Source organism: Fundidesulfovibrio agrisoli (genome assembly GCF_022808715.1).
GTDB lineage: Bacteria > Desulfobacterota > Desulfovibrionia > Desulfovibrionales > Desulfovibrionaceae > Fundidesulfovibrio > Fundidesulfovibrio agrisoli.
Map to the genome: position 1 here is coordinate 29,494 of NZ_JAKZKX010000017.1, position 15,008 is coordinate 44,501.

11 protein-coding genes and 1 tRNA gene are annotated in these 15,008 nt (G+C 67.8%); 7 read left to right on the plus strand and 5 right to left on the minus strand.

Features of this window, described 5'->3' with window-relative positions; all coding sequences use genetic code 11:
* Positions 1-74: 74 nt before the first annotated feature.
* From MLE27_RS12560 to fdhD, 3 genes are all read right to left on the minus strand, one after another.
* Positions 75-464 (minus strand): hypothetical protein, encoded by a 390-nt coding sequence (locus tag MLE27_RS12560; RefSeq protein WP_243312425.1) that lies wholly within the window; start codon positions 462-464, stop codon positions 75-77.
* An 86-nt stretch (positions 465-550) separates the two neighbouring features.
* Positions 551-2,023, minus strand: a complete 1,473-nt coding sequence (locus tag MLE27_RS12565) for a polysaccharide deacetylase family protein (protein ID WP_243312426.1) — start codon at positions 2,021-2,023, stop codon at positions 551-553.
* A gap of 261 nt (positions 2,024-2,284) precedes the next feature.
* A complete protein-coding gene (fdhD, locus tag MLE27_RS12570; protein ID WP_243312427.1) occupies positions 2,285-3,055 on the minus strand; it encodes a formate dehydrogenase accessory sulfurtransferase FdhD in 771 nt (256 codons plus the stop codon).
* A gap of 126 nt (positions 3,056-3,181) precedes the next feature.
* Between fdhD and MLE27_RS12575 the strand changes: the two genes are divergently transcribed.
* Genes MLE27_RS12575 through MLE27_RS12585 form a run of 3 tightly spaced genes read left to right on the plus strand, consistent with a single transcriptional unit; the run spans position 3,182 to position 6,612 of the window.
* A complete protein-coding gene (locus tag MLE27_RS12575) occupies positions 3,182-3,931 on the plus strand; it encodes a 4Fe-4S dicluster domain-containing protein (RefSeq protein ID WP_243312428.1) in 750 nt (249 codons plus the stop codon).
* 18 nt (positions 3,932-3,949) lie between these two features.
* Positions 3,950-6,067: an aldehyde ferredoxin oxidoreductase gene (locus MLE27_RS12580; RefSeq protein WP_243312429.1), complete on the plus strand. Its 2,118-nt coding sequence runs from the start codon at positions 3,950-3,952 to the stop codon at positions 6,065-6,067.
* The gene (locus MLE27_RS12585; protein WP_243312430.1) at positions 6,064-6,612 is read left to right on the plus strand and encodes a hypothetical protein; all 549 of its coding nucleotides are present in this window, start codon (positions 6,064-6,066) and stop codon (positions 6,610-6,612) included. The genes MLE27_RS12580 and MLE27_RS12585 overlap by 4 nt, the downstream gene beginning before the upstream one ends.
* 256 nt (positions 6,613-6,868) lie before the next feature.
* On the opposite strand, the gene MLE27_RS12590 is transcribed toward MLE27_RS12585, so the two are convergent.
* On the minus strand, positions 6,869-8,296 hold the full coding sequence (locus MLE27_RS12590; RefSeq protein ID WP_243312431.1) for a DUF1254 domain-containing protein: 1,428 nt from the start codon (positions 8,294-8,296) through the stop codon (positions 6,869-6,871).
* Between the two features lie 746 nt (positions 8,297-9,042).
* Positions 9,043-9,129: transfer RNA gene (locus MLE27_RS12595), tRNA-Leu, on the minus strand.
* Between the two features lie 90 nt (positions 9,130-9,219).
* On the opposite strand from MLE27_RS12595, the gene MLE27_RS12600 reads away from it, so the two are divergent.
* The 4 genes from MLE27_RS12600 to MLE27_RS12615 are packed head-to-tail and all read left to right on the plus strand — an operon-like array spanning position 9,220 to position 14,991.
* Positions 9,220-10,536 (plus strand): alkaline phosphatase family protein, encoded by a 1,317-nt coding sequence (locus MLE27_RS12600; protein WP_243312432.1) that lies wholly within the window; start codon positions 9,220-9,222, stop codon positions 10,534-10,536.
* Positions 10,527-12,719, plus strand: coding sequence for an ATP-dependent helicase (locus MLE27_RS12605; RefSeq protein ID WP_341482535.1), 2,193 nt, complete (start codon positions 10,527-10,529; stop codon positions 12,717-12,719). The genes MLE27_RS12600 and MLE27_RS12605 overlap by 10 nt, the downstream gene beginning before the upstream one ends.
* The gene (locus tag MLE27_RS18195) at positions 12,716-14,749 is read left to right on the plus strand and encodes a SpoIIE family protein phosphatase (RefSeq protein WP_243312433.1); all 2,034 of its coding nucleotides are present in this window, start codon (positions 12,716-12,718) and stop codon (positions 14,747-14,749) included. The genes MLE27_RS12605 and MLE27_RS18195 overlap by 4 nt, the downstream gene beginning before the upstream one ends.
* Positions 14,746-14,991 carry a hypothetical protein gene (locus tag MLE27_RS12615; RefSeq protein WP_243312434.1) on the plus strand — a complete coding sequence of 82 codons (246 nt, stop codon included), beginning with the start codon at positions 14,746-14,748 and terminating at the stop codon, positions 14,989-14,991. The genes MLE27_RS18195 and MLE27_RS12615 overlap by 4 nt, the downstream gene beginning before the upstream one ends.
* Positions 14,992-15,008: the final 17 nt, after the last annotated feature.

The following is a 15,008-nucleotide window of genomic DNA, read 5'->3' on the forward strand; positions in this document are numbered from 1 at the left end:
AAAATTTCTTCCACCCACCCCCCCGCGCCCCCCCCCCCCCCGGCGCCCCCCCCGCTTCGTTTTCGGGCAGGGGCTCACTCGCCCAGGTCGAGGTAGGTCTCGCCGGATTTTAAAAACTCATTGATTTTCTTGTACATCTGGCTGGCCTTGCGGGAGGCCTCCACGGCGGCCTTGGGGTCGCTCGCGCGGGCGTTGAGCGTGTAGAAGCTCACGGAAGGCTGCGAGAACTGCACGGCGATCACTAGCGGCAGCGCGCCGCCCGCATCCTTGATCTTGGCGGCCACCTGGGCCTCGTCCGCCCCTTCGATGGGGTTGAGCAGGGTCACGGTGGCGTGCTGGTTGGCGTTGAGGGTGGTCTTTCCGTAGTGGATCCACTTGCCCTGGGCCTCGGCCGCCAGGGCCTGGCCGCAGAGGCAGACGGCCAGCACCAGGGCCAGTGCGGAAGCTTTCAGGAATCTGAGCATGGATGCGCCCTCCGTATGCGTTGCGAAGTGATACGGAAAGTACGCGAATGCGCCCGGATGGCAAGGCGTTCGCGGGGCGGCGCGCCTCACTGTCCAGAGAGCAGCAGCGCGCTTATCCCACCCACCGGGGCGACCGGAGGCGCCTTGCCCACCGGCACGAAGGTGTAGCCCTCGGCCTGGATGCCCTCCACCATTTCCTTGAGGTAGGCGATGTCCAGGAAGGGGTGGAAGTAGCAGCCAGCCCAGCCGTCGCGCACCACCTTCACCAGCCGGGCCAGGGCGATGGCGTCGGCGGGCAGGCGCGGGGGCGTCTCATAGGGGCTTATGTAGTTGCAGGTTTCGGGCAGGCGTCTCGTGCCGTAGGCGTCGCGTTCGATGGTGTAGGGGGCGAACTGCTCCCTGAACTGGTACTTCCCGTTGTTGTCCAGGGCGAAATAGACGCCCCGGTCCAGCGCCAGGGGGAAGAAGCGGGCGAACACGCCGTAGTCCGTGGGCGAGGCCAGGTAATGCGGCGTGAGCCAGGCCACGGGGTAGAGGTTGGCCTTCCTGAGCAGGCTCAGGCCCGTGGTCAGCCTGTCCGTGGCCCACTGTTCGCTGTCCTCCGGGATGAAGCCCACGTAGCGCGTGGACCCGTCGGCCTTGCGCGTCACCCGGTAGAACTCCCAGTCGTCCGCGCTGACCCCGGTCTCGGGGTTCTTCACGGTGGAATACTGGTGCGTGTAGCCGTGCATGATGACGCGGCCGCCCCGCCTGGTCATGTACTGCACGGCTGCCAGCGTCTCCGGGGCCTCGGTCCAGGTGGAGGAATACGGCTTCTCGTAAACGTGGCGCGGGTCCTCGTATTGGGGGATCACGCTTATGGCGAAGGGGATTTTGCGGGAATACAGGTAGTCCGCGATGGCCCTGAGCTGCGCCGGGTTCTGGTGGGTGTGCACGTCCTCGATGCGCAGCACGGCCTGGTGGTTTTCGCTCACGCCGCTTTCCAGCACGTCGTGCAACACGTCGCAGAAGGCCAGGGCCCTGTCCGCATAGACCACGTTGTCGAAGGGATTGTCCGCCACGTAGTAGAGGTTCTTCGAACGCAGGATGTAGGGCGTGGTCTCGCCGGAGCTCTTCGCCAGGGCGATCACCCGCGCGTCGGGGCGGTCCTCCAGCGTGGTCATGGTCAGGTCCCCGCCGTTTCGCGGCAGGTCCGTCCCTTTGTACTCCACGGCGGACCAGTCCGTGGAGTTGACTATCTTCACGTAGTTGAGGCCGAACTTTTCCTGGAACTGGGCCTGGGTCGAGCCCCAGGCGATCCTGTGCAGGTTGTAGTTGATCCAGACCAGCTTCGTGTTCGTGTTCAGTGCGTCCTGAATGAAGTTCTGGTTCAGGGCCGCATTGAAGGTCGTGCCCAGGTAGAACACCACATCATAGGCGGCGGACTCGTTTTGCGTATAGGCGTCGACCGGATGCGAAACCACTACCGTGTTGAAGTGGCTGAGCAGATTCTTCAATTGCGTCGTGGAGAGCTCGCCGTTCCAGGCGCTTGTGCCCGAGCCGTCATAGACGACCAGCACGTTTTTCAATGCCTGAGCCAGACAAGGCGCGGCAATCGTCAATACAAGGCATAGGGCGATACACATTGCCCGAACGGATTTCATACGTGACCCTCACAAATTACGAAGACAACCCTACGTCTGCTGTCGGGAACCACATAGCACAACAAGGGCTGCTTGCATATACTACAGGCCAATTGGTGCGAGGGTTTTGGGCGTGAATCGCGAGCCTCTTCGTTGGCCGCACGCATCCCCGAGGGGCATGGCGCCCCGGGGCCGGTCCTAGCCAGCCAGCCTTCCGGGATCGCTGTAGACCCTGAAGCCGCCCGCGTCGACGTTGCCGATGAGCGTCAGCCCATGCTCCCGCGCCGACTCCACGGCCAGGGCCGTGGCCGCCGCCGTGGAGGCAAGCACCGGGATGCCCGCCCGCACGGCCTTGTGCACGATCTCTGAGGCCACCCGCCCGGTGCTCACGACCATCTTGTCCCCGGTGGGCAGCCCTTCCAGCAGGCACTGGCCCGCCAGGGTGTCGATGGCGTTGTGGCGGCCTATGTCCGAGCGGAACAGGAGCATCTCTCCGGCCGAGCACAGCGAGGCGTTGTGGCAGCCGCGGGTCAGGCGGTAGAGGTCCGAGCGGGCGTGCAGTTCCGCAGCCAGGCGGACGACCGCCGCCGGGTCCACCCAGCCCTTAGCGAGCGGCAGCTGGGTCCGGAGCCTCTGCCCCTGGCCCGCCAGCACGCGCCCGAGCCCGGAGGTCACGCTCAGGGCGTGCGCCCGGGGCTGGCTGTTTCGCAGCGCCACGCGGGCCTCCAGGGCGTCCGGCCCCTCTTCCACGTCCAGGGTTGCGATGTCCCGCGCGGATTCGATCAGCCCGCAGGAGAGCAGGTACCCCGCCGCCAGGAAGCGCGGGTGCGCGCCGGTAAACATGAGCCGCACGAGCTCCCGCCCGTTGACCACCATGCGCAACGGCACTTCGCGGATGGCCCGCACGCGAGCCGCCCGGAACACGCCGTCGCGGTATTCGAGCACATCGAAAGGGTGGTCCGTGGCCATGTTCGCTCCGCCGCGCCCGCGATTGCCTGCCGGGCCTGCTTGCGCTAGGGATTACAGACATTGACCGGAAAGGCCAAGCCCGGCCGCCCCGGGAGCCGGCCCTGAGCCGTTCAGGCGGGAGGTGGCATGGACCGCGACTTCGACATCACGCGCATCCGCGAGGCCGCCCGCGCCGCCGGGATGGGGGAAGCGCTCTCCCGGCGGGGGTTCCTGCTCCTTTCCGCATCCACCGCCGCCGCAGTCACCGCGCTGGGCCTCTGCGAGGCCCTGGGCGCGGACGCGCCGCTGGTCATCCTGGACAACGCCAAGGGCATGATCCTGGCCGACCCCACCCGCTGCGTGGGCTGCCAGCGCTGCGAGCTGGCCTGCGTGGAGTACAACGAGGGCAGGTCCCAGCCGTCGCTGGCGCGCATCAAGATTTCCCGATCCCTCAATTTCGGCCCAGGCGGGCCGGGCGGCGCGCAGGGGGCCTGGGGCAACGGCCTGGTGGTCCAGGGCGTGTGCCGCCAGTGCCCGCACCCCGTGCCCTGCGCCACGGCCTGCCCCAACGACGCCATCCGCCTCGACCCCGCCACCGGGGCGCGCGTGGTGGACGGCCAGGCCTGCGTGGGCTGCAAGCTCTGCCAGCGCTCCTGCCCCTGGAACATGCTCGTCTTCGACGAGGAAACCCAGAAGACGACCAAGTGCTTCCTCTGCGGCGGCAGCCCCAAATGCGTGGAGGCCTGCCCGGCCGACGCCCTGCGCTACGTCCCCTGGCGCGACACGACCCGCGAGGCACCGGCCAGGGCCGCGTCCCTTTCCCTGATAACGCCCGAGAAGACCGCATCCTGCCTGGAATGCCACGTGCCCGGACGCCCCGGGACCGTCACCAAATAGCACGGCAAGGAGTTTCCCATGGCCAGCGCGACAGGAGGCTTTGCCGGAAAAGTTCTGCGGGTGGACCTCTCCACGGGCGCAGTCAGCACCGAAAGCACCGTTGAGAGATACCTGGACGTCCTGGGGGGCACGGGCATCGGCTACCGCGTGCTCTGGGACGAGGTCCCCGCCGGCACGGGCGCCTTCGACCCGGCCAACAAGATCGTGTTCGCCACGGGCGTCCTGGCGGGCACGGGCGTGCCCTGCAACGGACGCACCGCCGTGACCACCATCTTCCCCACCTGCTGGCCCAAGCCCCTGGTGGGCTCGGGGCACATGGGCGGGCAGTTCGCGGCCAAGCTCAAGTACGCGGGCTACGACGCCCTGATCGTGGAAGGCAAGGCCGACCGCCCGGTGTGGATCAGCATCCGCAACTCCCAGGTGCAAATACGCGACGCGCGCGGCCTCTGGGGCGAGGGCATCCGCCGCGCCACCCTGGAGATCAGCCGTGAGATGGGCGGCGAGTGCGCCGTGGCGGCCATCGGCCAAGCGGGCGAGAAGCTCGCGCCCATGGCCATCGTGGCCAACTCCGTCTCCCACTCGGCGGGCGGCGTGGGCGGCGTCATGGGCTCCAAGAACCTCAAGGCCGTGGCCGTGCAGGGCGACGGCGCTGTGCGCCTGGCCGGGGACAAGGGCGAGTGGGAGCGGCTGGTCAAGTTTCACCTCTCGATCCTGGGCGGCAACAACCAGCATGTGGTGCCGAGCTTCCCCACGCCGCAGTCGGAATACTACAACCCCGGCTCCCGCTGGGTGGGCGAGCCGGGCAGGCGCTGGGGCGCGGCCGAGCCCCCCGTGGAGATCACCGGCAACATCCGCGACCTCAACCGCATCGCCTACCGCACCAACAGCGCGGCCTTCTACCTGGGCGCCAACGCCTGGCAGTACACGGTGCGCGGCAACGGCTGCACGGGCTGCCCCATACGCTGCCACACCATCGTCAAGGTGCCCTCGGTGGCGGCGAAATACGGCGTGGGGGAGATGGGGCAGAACACCTGCGCCGGGCTGCTCTTCGGGCGCGGCTTCTTCAGGAAGCTCGCCGCCGGGGACAAGAGCCACACCTCGCTGGAGGCCTGCATGCTGGGCATGCACCTGGCCGACGACCTGGGGCTCTGGTGCAACTACGGCCAGCTCCAGCGCGACCTCATCAAGCTCTATTACGACGGCACGCTCAAGGCCAAGCTAGGGGCCAAGGAGTACGACTCCATCCCCTGGGACAAGTACGAGAGCGGCGACCCCGCCTTCCTGCTGGACATGATCCCGCGCATCGCCAACCGCCAAGGGGAGCTCGGCGCGGTGCTCAGCCAGGGCACGGCGGGCCTGTTCACGGCCTGGTCCATCACCGAGCGGGACTGGAGCCAGGACAAGGAGACGGCCTACTGGAAGATGGGCCACCCCAAGCACCACGCCAACGAGGACGACGGCCAGTGCGGCGTCATCATCAACACCCAGTACAACCGGGACGCCCAATGCCACTCGCACGTCAACTTCGTGCGCAACGGCCTGCCCCTGGCGGTGCAGAAGCGGCTGGCCGCCGAGACCTGGGGCTCGCCCGAGGCGGTGGACGCCGTGGGCGACTACACCCCCGCCAACGTCTACAAGGCGCGCCGGGCCAAGTGGGCGCTCATCCGCAAGGAGCTTCACGACTCCCTGGGCCTGTGCAACTGGATGGGCCCCTGGGTGGCCTCCCCGCTCAAGGAGCGCGACTACGGCGGCGACGACAGCCTGGAGTCGAAGTTCTTCAGCCTGGCCACCGGCCTGAAAACAAACCGGGAGGAGCTGGACCGGATGGGCGAGCGCATCTTCGTGCTGCACCGGGCCCTCACCCAGCGCGACATGGGCGAGCCCGACCTTCGCTCGCGCCACGACACCGTGCCCGACTGGGTCTTCAAGGACGCCAACGGCGCGGCCCCCTTCAGCAAGGGGACCACCCGCATGGACCGTGAGGACATCGCCAAGGCCATGGACCTGTTCTACGAGGTCATGGACTGGGACCGCGCCACGGGCGCGCCCACCATGGAGGCGTACGCCCGGCTGGGCCTCCAGGACGTGGGCAGGCGGATGCAGGCCCTGAAGCTGACGCCGGGGACCAGAGGATGAACTCCGCAGGCGAGGACTGGGAGGAGGCAGCGGCCGAGGCCGTCAGGGAGGCCAGCCGCCAGGGCCGGGCCGTGTCGGCGGCCGAGGTGCTGGAGGCGCTGGCCGCGCGAGGCTTCGACGTCACATCGCCGGACGCCGGCGAGAAGGCGGAGGCTGCCCTGCGCGCCCATGCGGGCCTGGCCTGCTTCGCCGGGGCGGACGGCGCGGCGCGCTACCACGACCCCGCCCTGCTCAGCGCCACCTACGCCGGGATCATGGACCGCAAGGCGAGCCCGACGCTGCTCATGGCCGAGGAGATCCGCGCCAACTCTCGGGAATACCCACGCCCGGTGCCCGTGGAGCTGTTCGAGGCCGAGCCCTTCGGGCTCACCCCGGAACAGATCGGCGACGCCCTGCGGGCCATGGCCGAAAACCCCGCGTTCGAGGACATCGCCTTCACGGCCACCAGCACAGGGGCGGTCTACCTGTTCTCTTCGCGAAGCCTGGAGCCGGGGTACGCCAAGTTCCTGGCCGAACACGCCCAGAACCTGGCCATGAATCCCTGAGGGGCACCCAGGCCCCGGCAGGCCGCGCGCCGTCCGCATGGCGCACGGAGCCGGGCCGGGGTGCGTCCTGGCCAGCGGACTCCCGCGGCTTGATCCGGTGCGCCCAACGCCCGCCCCACCCTGCATCCCGCAGCTTCCAATTTCGTCCGGGAGGCGGCCGTCTGCCGAAAATGACTTGAGGTTCGGCTCTGAAGCCCCTCCGGGAGCGACAAAGCCGAACCTCATGAACAAGCGTGCGGTCATGAAGCGGTCGAGGCTACTTGACCTCCCTGACCGCCGGCACGGTCCATGAGCCGTCCAGTATCGAAGGCTTCGTCTCCTTCGGCCAGTAGAGCCGCAGCATGAGGATGAACTTGTCCTTGGGCGCCGGGAGCCAGTTGGATTCCCTGTCCGCCCCGGGGCTCATGTGCTGGATGTAGAGGTCGACCGAGCCGTCGGGGTTCGGTTTGAGATTCTGCCTGGCGCTGATGCTCTGGCGGTTGATCGGGTTTTTTACAAAGAAGTAGTCCTTGTCATACATGGTCAGCGACCAAAAACCCGCCGCCGGGGGAAGCTGCCCCTTCTCGAAGTGCATCACGTAATTCTTCTCGCCGTTATAGGACTCGAGGACGTTGGGGCCTTCGGAGGTGGGATACACGGCGTCCTGGGGCCTGTTGGCGCCCAGCCCGATGGCGGTTATCAGCGCGCGCTGGATGTAATTGGTGCCGTAGAGGCCGGTCCTGGTCGTGAAGACCCAGCCGTTTTCAAGCTTCATGTCGCCCGCGACAATGCCCTCCTTCAGCCAGAGCATGATCTTGTCGTTGGCGATCCGCGGCACGGTCGAGAACGCCTCGAGCGCTAGCGGGCTGAGCCTGCTCCCGTCGAAGGGCTTCCCCGGAACGATCCCGAGCTTGGCCATCTTCGCCAGCATGGGCTTGTCGGCGGGGGCCGGCGGGTTGTCCTTCATGAGCTGCGCCAGCAGGTTGAAGTAGTCGTGAGCGCTCAGGGCGTTGACCTGCTCACGCACGGCAAGCTTCATATCCATGGCGGGGTCCACTTTCCCGGCAGGGGGCGTGTACGGCTTGCCATACGCGCTGAGCGGAACGAGCGAGATCTCGTCCTGCAGCTTGTGCACGGTCGCGTAGTCCTCCGGCGTTCCCGTGCAGTAGATGCGCCCGAGCAGCCAGACGATGCCGGTGGGCGACTTGTACTCCTTCACGCCCTCGGGCAGCTTGCCCTTCCAGCCCGGGCCGGTGATGGCGTACTTCTGCGGTCCCGTTCCGGTGGTGCGCTTGCCGGGGACCTGGAAGACGTCCGTCCAGCCGTCGAGCATGGGGAAGAGGTAATAGCGGTCGTTGGCGTCCGGCAAGGTGAGCACGTAGGGCTCCTGGCTCACGTTGATCCACGCTGTGGTGTAGAGCGTGTCGGCGTTCGGCGCGGTCACGTCGCGGAACTCGGCCGTTGGGTACTCGCGCATCCTGACAAACTGCCCCATTGGAGCTCGCGTTCCTTCCGGCTTCTCGACGTTGGTCATGACGCGCCTGGTCATTTCCATGGTCACAAGCGGGTACCCGTAGATGTAGGCCTCCACGCCAAGCGCAACGGCCTCAAAGGGATTGTCTTTGGCCTGGCTGGAGCCAAAGGGGATCGCAACGGACAACAGCATGACGTACAAAATGAATTTTGCCCTGGAAATTACACTCATGAAGCTTCGCTCCTGTTGCAATAGTTTGTCCTCTTACAACCAGACGCATACAGCTGTGCGCGACCGTTCTATAATGACGAGAATGTCCTGGCGCATCAGAACGCCCTGTACGGCGGAAACAAACGGTTCAATCTCGAAACGTGGAGCCCGCAGCCGGAGTCGGGCCTGGAAGATGGTTGCGATCGGGACGATCCACACCGGATGACGACCCAATAAGTATATAACCACAGGGCAGATCGCGGTGCAACCGCAACCTCAAATTTTCTCCTGAGTTCCAACTCTGCGGGGTTATTGCAAGGGCGATCCCTCCCTGACAGACACCAACCGCCCCCCCCGGAGCAGGCCCGGCAATGCTCCGCGCAGGCAACCACAGCGTCCCCCCGATGACCGCGATGCGGAACACCAGGTTTATCCGAAACTCAGGCCGCCAGGAAATACAAGAGGCCGAGGCTGACCAGCCAGCCACCCATAAATGCCCTGAGAACGGGATCAGCCTGGCCAACCCTGCAAATCGAAGGTCGGATACGGAGCATGGAGGCTTCTTGCGTGCAACAATTGAAGGAACTTGAGCCGAACGCGGCAGACTGAAGCAGACGAGGCCGGGCGCCCCTGGAAAACCAAGCCGCAAAAGTTGTGATCGCAACAATAGTACCGGGCCACCCAAATCCGGGATACGCCAGGGACTAAACCGCAGGGATTAGGGTGTAGAACAGATCCAGCACTCTCAATTGGCGCGCTATTTTGAATGGTACCCGAGGTCGGGCTCGAACCGACAAGGAGTTGCCTCCGAGGGATTTTAAGTCCCTTGTGTCTACCAATTCCACCACTCGGGCATCGTGAGGGAAGCTGTTTCTAGCCGCCCGCATCCGTGCCGTCAATCACGGGTCTTGGCCCCGGGGGTTCCTGCTGATATGGGTTCGCCCATGTCACACTCACGCAACCGGCTGGTGGTGTTGGGCCTGGACGGCCTGCCTCTTTCCCTGGCGCGCTCGCTCTGCGCGGGCGGCAAGCTGCCCAATCTAGCGACGCTTGCGCTCTCGCCCAATGCCCGCGCCATGCGCGCCGAGCTGCCCGAGCTGTCCCCGGTCAACTGGGCCTCGGTGGTCACGGGGTTGAACCCGGGCGGGCACGGCGTGTTCGGCTTCAGCCGCATCGATCCGGCCACGTACACCCTCTCGCTCACGGACTCCTCCGCCATCCAGGCCCCCACGCTCTTCGAGCGCCTGGGGGCGCAGCACCGCACCTCCAAGGTCATCAATCTGCCCGGAGCCTACCCGGCTCGGCCCATGCCCGGCATGCTGGTGGCCGGCTTCGTGGCGCACGACCTGGCCCGCGCGGTGCACCCGCCCTTCCTGGCCTCCATCCTGGAGGGCGAGGGCTACGTGCTGGAGGCCGACACCACGCGCGGCGTCTCCGACCCGGACTACCTGCTCTCCCAGCTGCGACTCACGCTGCGCTCCCGACGCAAGGCCCTGGACCTGTTCTGGCCCGACCTGGCCTGGGACGCCTTCATGCTGGTGCTCACCGAGACGGACCGCATCTTCCACTTCTTTTATCCGGCCGTGGCCAACCCGGAGCACGCCCTGCACGGGGCCTTCATGGAGCTGCTCGCCGAGTGGGACGCGCTCATCGGCTTCGTGCTGGAGCTGTACAACGCGCTGCCCGAGCCGAAGCGCCTGGTCGTGCTGGCGGACCACGGCTTCACCGAATGCACCGCTGAGCTGGACCTCAACGTCTGGCTCATGCAGCAGGGGCTGCTCAAGCTCAAGGGGCTCGGATCGAACGAATTCGACAGCCAGGCCATCGCGCCCCACGAGTCCGCGGCCTTCGCCCTGGACCCCGGCCGCATCTACATCAACGTCAAGGAGCGCTTCGCGCGCGGCGTGTTCCACCAGTACATCGCGGACAAGCTGCGCGGCGAGCTCAAGGCCGCGCTCATGGAGCTGCGCGTGGACGGCAAGCCCGCCCTGGCCGCCGTGCACGAGGCCCAGGAGATCTACTCCGGCCCCTTCGTCTCCCGCGCGCCGGACCTGATCTGCGAGCCGATGCCCGGCATCTCGCTCACGGGCAAGTTCAACCGCACCGAGCTCACCGGGCTCTACGGCCGCTTCGGCTGCCACACCCCCGGCGACGCCTTCTTCTACGACTCGGCGGGCTCCGCGCCCGAAACCGTCAGCGCCGCCGGGCGCGAGCTGTTCGCCCACTTCGGCCTGACCCCAGAGGCCCGCCAGTGGCCATAGACTTCGCCAGCCAGCTGAACCCGGCCCAGCTCGAGGCGGTGATGGCCACCGACGGCCCGGTGCTGGTCATCGCCGGCGCGGGCTCGGGCAAGACGCGCACCCTGGTGCACCGCCTGGCCCGCCTGGTGGAGCTTAACGTGGAGCCCTCCTCCATCCTGCTGCTCACCTTCACGCGCAAGGCCGCCACGGAGATGCTGCACCGCGCCGAGCGCCTCCTGGGCATGACCCTGGGCGGTGTGCAGGGCGGCACCTTCCACTCCTTCTGCTTCGCCACGCTCAGGCGCTACCCGCAACTGGCGGGCGCGGGCGGGGTGAGCGTCATGGACCGCTCCGACGCCGAGGACGTCATGGGCCAGGTGCTGGGCCAGTTGGGCGCGGGCAAGGGCGACAAGAGCTTCCCCAAGAAGGGCTTCGTGCTGGAGCTTCTGAGCAAGGCCCGCAACAAGGAGCTCACCGTCCACGACGTGCTCTCCCGCGAGGCCTACCAGCTCCTGCCCCACGCGGCCACGCTGGAGGAGGCGGGCGACGCCTACCAGGAGTACAAGCAGAGCCACGGCCTGCTGGACTACGACGACATGCTCTTCACCCTGGAGCGGGTGCTCCTTCAGAACCCGGAGATGCTCGAGGCCATGCGCCGCCGCCACCGCTACATCATGGTGGACGAATACCAGGACACCAACCTGGTGCAGGCCCGGCTGGTGCGCCTGCTGGCGGGCGACGCGGGCAACGTGATGGCCGTGGGCGACGACGCCCAGTCCATCTACGCCTTCCGGGGCGCCAACGTGGAGAACATCCTGAGCTTCCCGCGCATCTACGAGGGCACGCGGGTGATCCGCCTGGAGCAGAACTACCGCTCCACCCAGCCCATCCTGGACCTGACCAACGAGGTGCTGCGCCACGCCAAGGACCGCTTCGACAAGAACCTCTTCTCGGAACGCCTGGACGGGCCGCGCCCCGAGCTCATCAAGGCCTACTCCGACCAGACCCAGGCCCGCCTGGTGGTGGAGAAGGTCCGCGAGCTCAAGCGCCGCTACATGCCCTGCGAGATCGCGGTGCTCTTCCGCGCGGGGTACCAGTCCTACTCGCTGGAGATCGGGCTGAACAAGGAGGGCATCGCCTTCCAGAAATTCGGTGGGCTGCGCTTCTCGGAAGCGGCCCACGTCAAGGACGCGGTGGCCTTCCTGCGCGTGACCCACAACCCCCGCGACGTGGTGGCCTGGAAGCGCGTGCTGACCCTGGTGGACAAGGTGGGCGAGAAGACGGCCCTCAAGCTGGCCGCAGCCGTGCGCGACGGCGAGGGCGGGGTGATCGAGAGCCACCGCAAGAAGAACCCCGGCCTCAACGCCCTGTTCGCCTTCCTGGAGGACCTGCGCGCCGAGCCCGGCGGCCCCCAGGCCATGCTGGAGCGCGCCGTGGCCTTCTACACGCCCACGCTCATGCACCTGCACCCCGAGGACTACCCGCGCCGCCTGCACGGCCTGGAGCAGCTGGGCCAGATCGCCCAGAACTACGCCCACCTGGAGCCCTTCCTGGCCGACCTGGCCCTGGAGAACCCCGAGGAGGAGCGCAAGGGCGTGCGGGAGGACGCCGTGGTGCTCTCCACGGTGCACTCGGCCAAGGGCCTTGAGTGGCCCGCCGTGATCCTCATCGACCTGGTGGACGACCGCTTCCCCTCCCGCCACGCCCTGGCCCGCCCGGAGGACCTGGAGGAGGAGCGCCGCCTGCTCTACGTGGCCTGCACCCGCGCCAAGGACGAACTGAGCCTGTTCGTGCCCGGCACCGTGTTCAACCGGGGCGGGGGCGGCTCCCAGCCGGCCATGCCCAGCCTGTTCATCCGCGAACTGCCGCGCGAGCTCTACAGCGAAAAGCGCGAGACCTTCTCCGGCGCGCTGGCCGACGCCTCGGCCAGGGTGGAATCCCTGGCCCCGATGAGCCACCGCCCGTCCGGGCATCCAGCGCCCACGCCGGCCCCGGCGCAAGCCCCCGTGGCCAACCCGGCCGCAGTGGGCTCAGGGCCGTCGCCCTTCGCCTCCTCCTCGGACGGCCCCCTGGGCTTCTGCCGCCACAAAATCTTCGGCCGGGGCAAGATCGTGGCCCGCCTGGACGGCGGCAAGTGCCGGGTGAACTTCCCGGGCTTCGGGCTCAAGGTCATCCTCTCAGACTATCTGGAGCTTGAAACGTGAGCGTGCGGGTCAGGCTTTTCCTGCTGCTGCTGGCGCTGACCGTGGCGCCCATGCTGCTCATGCGCCTCAACGGGCGGGTGGCGATGCAGACCCTGGCCGATCACCTGACCAACCGCTCCGCCCGCCTGCTGGTGGCCAAGGCCAAGGAGCAGATGCTGCTGCTCGTGCAGGACCACGCCCAGCTCTGGCAGAAGGAGGGTCAGCTCCTGCAGCAGACCCTGCGCGTCCAGGCCGTGGCCGTGGAGGACGCCCTGGAGGCCAGCCGCGACACGGACCTGACCGAGGCCTACCGCCTCTCCACCCCGCCGGGCGACACCCCGCTGCGCGGCCAGATCACCGTGCTGGAGGACGGGCGCGTCATCTCCTCCAATGAGAGCGCGCGCATGCCCCGCTCCTTCGACGCCAGGCAGACCATCTGGTACCGCCTGGCCCAGGGCGGGCAAGGCATCGTCTGGACCGCGCCCGTCATCGACCCGGGCACCCGGCGAGTGGGCATCACCCTCTCCACCGCCATCAAGGACGCCTCGGGCCGCGTGCTGGGCGTCACCGCGCTCACCGCGCCGTTCTCCATCGGCGGTTTCAGCCGGGAGCACATGCGCTCCATCTCGGAGCGCTCCAAGACCTTCCTGGTTGACTACGACCCGCCGGATACGCCCGGCCAGGGCTTCTCCATCATCGGCGAGGCCGACCCCAACCCGGAGGAGCCAGCCGGCGCGTCCGGCCAGAGCATGGGCCAGGGCATGGGCCAGAGCATGGGCCAGGGCATGATGCACGGCGCTGGGCACGGCCAGGGGATGCTCGGGCTCTCGGCGCCGCGCTGGCTCACGCCGGACGACCCCATCGACATGTCCCTGGTCAGGAGCGACCTCAAGCGCGGATTAAGCGGCGTGCGCCAAGCCGAGATCAACGGCAAGGACTACCTCTGGGCCTACGCCCCCACCGGGGTCAAGAACACGGCCCTGGTGCTCATCGCGCCCAAGAGCGACGCCGCCGCCGACGCGGAGCGGGCCTCGGAGTTCATCCAGACCAGTTTCAGCGAACAGCTGCACCTGACCCTGGTCATCCTGCTGGCCGCCCTGTTGGCCGTGGTGGCCGCCGCCTGGTTCGTGGCCCGGGGCTTCACCCGGCCCATCACGGCCCTGGCCGAAGCCTGGGAGAAGGTCGCCCACGGCGACTTCACCGTGCGCGTGAAGCCGGGGGGCGGCGGGGAGATCACCGCCCTGGGTCAGAGCTTCAACGAAATGATCCCCCATCTGGAGGAGCACACCCGGCTCAAGCACTCCATGGCCCTGGCCAGGGAGGTGCACCGCCTGCTGCTGCCCGGCACCCTGCCCACCGTGGCCGGGTTGGACATGGCCGCCCGCTCCATACCCTGCGAGGACACCGGCGGAGACTCCTACGACGTCATCCCCCGCGCGCACGGGCTGCCCGGCCTCACGGCGGCCATGGTGGGCGACGTCTCCGGCCACGGCCTGGACGCGGCCCTGCTCATGGCCACGGCGCGGGCCCTGGTGCGCATGCGGGTCCGGCAGCCCGGCAACGCGGCCCAGACCATCACGGACGTCTCCGCCCTGCTCGCCCAGGACACCTACGGCACCGGCCGCTTCATGACCATGTTCTACATCGAGCTCGACGCCCGCTCCCGGCGCATGGCCTGGGTGCGCGCCGGGCACGACCCGGCCATCCTCTACCGGGCCGGGGAGGACACCTTCGACGAGCTGCACGGCCAGGGCGTGCCCCTGGGCGTGCTGGAGCAGCGCTCCTTCGCCCAGTCCGAGCAGGCCTGGCCCGCCCCGGGCGACGTGCTGCTCATCGGCTCCGACGGCATCTGGGAGGCGCGCGGGCCCGACGGGACCATGTTCGGCAAGCAGCGCGTGCGCGAGGTGATGCGCGCCAACGCCTCCCGCTCGGCGGCCGCCATCATGGAGGCCGTGCTGGAGGAGCTGAGCGCCTTCCAGCAGGACGTGCCCTCCGCCGACGACGTGACCCTGCTGGTGCTCAAACCCCTCAACCCGGAGCGTAACGCATGATCCTCCCCGAGAAGGACGCCCGCTTCAAGGTCTGCCCCCTGCTGGCCACCCCCGACGGCAAGATGCGCTTCTGCCAGGGCGCCCAGTGCATGATGTGGCGTTTCGCCGAAGACCAGGAGGGCGGCGAGCCATCAGGGTTCTGCGGCCTGGCCTGCGCGCCCGTGGCCGCCGCCAAGAAGGCCCAGGCCATGGGTTTCATGGCCGCGGGAGCAAAAAAAGAGCCGGAAAACCCCTTCGGGTGAGCCGAGCTTTGACACGG